This window comes from Pseudomonas sp. HMWF006, from assembly GCF_003061205.1.
In the GTDB taxonomy this organism is placed as follows: domain Bacteria; phylum Pseudomonadota; class Gammaproteobacteria; order Pseudomonadales; family Pseudomonadaceae; genus Aquipseudomonas; species Aquipseudomonas monsensis.
In genome coordinates this window covers 1-3,637 of sequence record NZ_QAIU01000512.1, presented here as the reverse complement: position 1 = coordinate 3,637, position 3,637 = coordinate 1, and the positions used below count along the sequence as shown (strand labels likewise).

Below are 3,637 nucleotides of genomic sequence, written 5' to 3'. Positions count from 1 at the left end.
CGGCGCCAGTACCACGCCTTTCAGGGTATCGGCCAGCAGGTGCACATTGACGAACTGGTTGGGGAACAGCGCCTGATCTCGGTTTTCGTAGCGCGCCTTGAACTTCAGGGTGCCGGTGGCGACGTCGATCTGGTTGTCGAGGCTTTGCAGCACGCCGGTGGCCTGCAGTTTGGTGTCGCCGCGATCCCAGGCTTCGGCCGGCAGTTTGGCGCCGCTGCGATAGCGGGCGAGCACGGTTTCGAGGCTGTTTTCCGGCAAGGTGAAAGCGACGCTGATCGGTTGCGTCTGGGTAATCACCGCCAGGGACGTGGTGTCATTGGCGGTGACAAGGTTACCAACGTCTACCTGACGCAGACCGACCCGGCCGGCAATCGGTGCACGGATTTTGGTGAATTCAAGATTGAGCTTGGCGTCGTTGACCGCTGCCTGGTTGGTCTTGACCGTACCCAGATATTGGCCGACCAGCGCTTCGGCGGTGTCGAGGGTCTGCTTGGCGATGCTGTCTTCCTTGTACAGACCGCGATAACGCTCGACATCGACCTGGGCGTTTTTCAACTGCGCCTGGTTCTGCAGCAAGGTGCCTTCGGCCTGCAGCAAGGCGTTCTGGTACGGGCGCGGGTCGATCTCCGCGAGCACGTCGCCCGCCTTGACCATCTGCCCTTCTTCGAAATTGATCTTCATCAGTTCGCCGCCGACCCGGCTGCGCACATTGATGGTGTTGAGTGCTGTCACCGTGCCCAGCGCCTTGTAATACAGCGGGAAGTCCCCCGTGACCGCCGGCGCCACGCGCACTGGAATTGGCCCGGTGCCACCACCGAAGCCCGGCCGCATCATCCCCGAACGCCCGGCATGCCCGGCCGCCGCCTTCTCGCCGCCCTCCTTGTGGGCTGAACCGGCCGGCCAGAATTTCCAGCAGAGGACGGCGATAACCAACAAGACAAGCAGGCTGATCAGCCAGCGACGAGAGTTGCGTGGGGACGATTGCATGGATTGATTAACCATTGGGCGCGTGGGCTTCTTCTACGGGAGGCTGAACGATAAGCACTGACGGGAATTAAGCAAAGCAGCTTTACCGGCAATTTACCTTCAACTTACGTTTCAAGGTGTGAGGCAAAACACTGATACACAAATGAAAACGGCCTGGACAGGGCCAGGCCGTTAACAATTGTAAAAGCGCTTGTTTCAGAACACTTATTTCAGAACGGCGAGCGCCGCTTCGTAATTAGGCTCTTCGGCAATTTCCTTGACCAGTTCGCTGTGCAGGACGTTGTCGTTTTCGTCCAGAACCACCACGGCACGGGCGGTCAGGCCTTTCAACGGGCCGTCAGCGATGGCCACGCCGTAGTTCTCGATGAACTCGGTGCCGCGCAGGGTCGACAGGTTCTGGACGTTTTCCAGGCCTTCGGCGCCGCAGAAACGCGCTTGGGCGAACGGCAGGTCAGCGGAGATGCACAGCACCACGGTGTTGGCGGTGTCGTTGGCCTGGGCGTTGAACTTGCGCACGGAAGTGGCGCAGGTCGGGGTGTCAACGCTTGGGAAGATGTTCAGCACTTTGCGCTTGCCGGCAAAGTCTTTCAGGGTGACGTCGGACAGATTGCCGGCAACCAGAGAAAAGGCTGGCGCCTTGGAACCGGCTTGTGGCAACTGGCCGTTGACTTGAACCGGGTTGCCTTTAAGGGTGACTTGAGCCATGACTTGAGTCCTTCTGATGTTTTGATTGGAAAGCATGCAAGAGGCCGAAGTTAACCACGAAATTGTCCGACGACCTATGCCCTGTTTGGAAATTGTTGGGTGCCTGCGCGAAAAACTGTATACAAAACCACAACCATTCCCCTGTAGGAGTGAGCCTGCTCGCGATAGCGGACTTTCATATACGCAAATGTTGACTGACACACCGCTATCGCGAGCAGGCTCACTCCAATAATGGATCTGCGGTGTGAAAAATTCTCCGCACTTTTACCAGAGACCCTGTCGATTCAAGTGTGGCCCGTTCGACTAAACAACAAATCCCCACAATCCACGGAGCAACCGCCATGCGATTCATGATCCTTGTAAAAGCCAGCGTCGACTCGGAAGCCGGCATCATGCCCAGCGAAGAGCTGATCACCGCCATGGGCAACTTCAACGAAGAACTGGTCAAGGCCGGCATCCTGATCGATTGCGATGGCCTGCATCCGAGCAGCAAAGGCACGCGCGTGCATTTCTCCGGTGATAAACGCACGGTCATAGACGGGCCGTTCATCGAAACCAAAGAACTGGTGGCGGGCTACTGGATCTGGGAAGTGAAATCAAAAGAAGAAGCCATCGAGTGGGTCAAGCGCTGCCCTAATCCGATGCCGGGCAAGTCTGAAATCGAGATTCGCCAGATATTTTCCGCCGAAGACTTTGGCGCCGAGTTCACCCCTGAAGCGCGTGCGCAAGAAGAACGCGTTCGTGAACAGGCCAAGCAAAACGGCTGAATCCAATATCCCCTGTAGCCGCTGCCGCAGGCTGCGATCTTTTGATGTTGATCGACTGAAACGAGATCAAAAGATTGCAGCCTTTGGCAGTTCCTGCAGTGGGCTGCAGTTATTTGGCGGACTTGAGCTTCAGATACGACTGACGCATGTCGGAAGCCCAGCCATCAATCACGGGTTTGACGTCGTTTGCCGTCATCGCCTGCGTGTCGTTTTCCAACGGTTTGCCGGTGCCTTTGCGCACCACTTGCGCCACGACCTTGTTGTTGCCGCCATCGAGGAAAACCGCCTCGGTGGCCAGAGTGGTTTCCTGATCGCGGATACCACTGGCGGTACTTACCGCGGCGGCGACCAGGGCAATCGGGATCACTTCATACCCGTGCAGGCCTTCGGTCTTGCTGCTGACAGCGGTGATCGCCGCGCGCACCACCATTACGCCTGGGCCGGGGCCGGTTGCAAGCGGCAGGTCTTTGCCGATTTCACGCTTGAGTGCCTGGTCGTAGTAGGAAGTGATGCCATTGAGGGTCTGTTGGGAAATTTTCGCGGTCGGTTGTGGTTTCGGGTAGAGCTGAGTCGGTTCGATGTACACACTGGTGAACTTCTTGACGTCCACCTTTGGATCGACCCAGCGCATCACCTCGGCACCGGACGGCGATTTGGCCTCCTTGAGCTGGCTGTAGTCTTTGAGGAATCCTGAGTACTCTTTCGGGTCGACGGTTTTGCTGGAACAACCCACCATTGCGACGGTGGCAATGCACAGAGTGCCCATCATCACTGCTAGCTTCATGCTGTAACTCCTGTCAGAAGGCCGAAAACTTTGCCTGGGGGAGTTACAGGTATAGCTAAAACTTCAGTAATTGCGATTGCACAGCACAATATTCCCGCAAGGTTGCGCGGCGGATCACAAGCGTCATTTGAAAGACATCGAGCATCCGGCAACGCTGCATCGAGCTCTTGGCCATTGGTGAACTTCTAGAATCCGCTGCATTGGAGCAATCTGAGCCAGAGTGCCCGCAGATGCTGTTGCAGGGCTGGAAGAATATGAACATGGGCGATTAGGCGCTTAAGTGACCGGCTGGAAATTGTCTTCCCTCACCCTAGCCCTCTCCCAGAGGGAGAGGGGACCGATTCGGGGATATTCGAGAGATGCACCGACTTGAGCGATTGGCTTTGAATCCATA

The 3,637-nt window shown here is 56.9% G+C and carries 4 protein-coding genes; 1 reads left to right on the top strand and 3 read right to left on the bottom strand.

Features of this window, described 5'->3' with window-relative positions; translation table 11 throughout:
- Together DBR24_RS22990 and tpx are read right to left on the bottom strand one after the other, a co-directional pair.
- On the bottom strand, positions 1–1,002 hold a 1,002-nt coding region (locus tag DBR24_RS22990; RefSeq protein WP_128615896.1), incomplete at its 3' end, for an efflux RND transporter periplasmic adaptor subunit.
- Between the two features lie 189 nt (positions 1,003–1,191).
- Complete coding sequence (gene tpx / locus DBR24_RS22985) at positions 1,192–1,692, bottom strand: thiol peroxidase (protein WP_128615895.1); 501 nt, start codon at positions 1,690–1,692, stop codon at positions 1,192–1,194.
- 341 nt (positions 1,693–2,033) lie between these two features.
- Between tpx and DBR24_RS22980 the strand changes: the two genes are divergently transcribed.
- Complete coding sequence (locus DBR24_RS22980; RefSeq protein WP_128615894.1) at positions 2,034–2,459, top strand: YciI family protein; 426 nt, start codon at positions 2,034–2,036, stop codon at positions 2,457–2,459.
- Between the two features lie 109 nt (positions 2,460–2,568).
- Here DBR24_RS22980 and DBR24_RS22975 read toward each other — a convergent pair whose 3' ends face one another.
- Positions 2,569–3,243 (bottom strand): DUF3313 domain-containing protein, encoded by a 675-nt coding sequence (locus DBR24_RS22975; protein WP_128615893.1) that lies wholly within the window; start codon positions 3,241–3,243, stop codon positions 2,569–2,571.
- Between the last annotated feature and the right edge of the window lie 394 nt (positions 3,244–3,637).

What these genes read in the sequence shown, in the direction of transcription:
- tpx (WP_128615895.1), bottom strand. Translation starts at nt 1,692, where the DNA reads ATGGCTCAAGTCACCCTTAAAGGCAACCCGGTTCAAGTCAACGGCCAG.
- DBR24_RS22980 (WP_128615894.1), top strand. Translation starts at nt 2,034, where the DNA reads ATGCGATTCATGATCCTTGTAAAAGCCAGCGTCGACTCGGAAGCCGGC.
- DBR24_RS22975 (WP_128615893.1), bottom strand. Translation starts at nt 3,243, where the DNA reads ATGAAGCTAGCAGTGATGATGGGCACTCTGTGCATTGCCACCGTCGCA.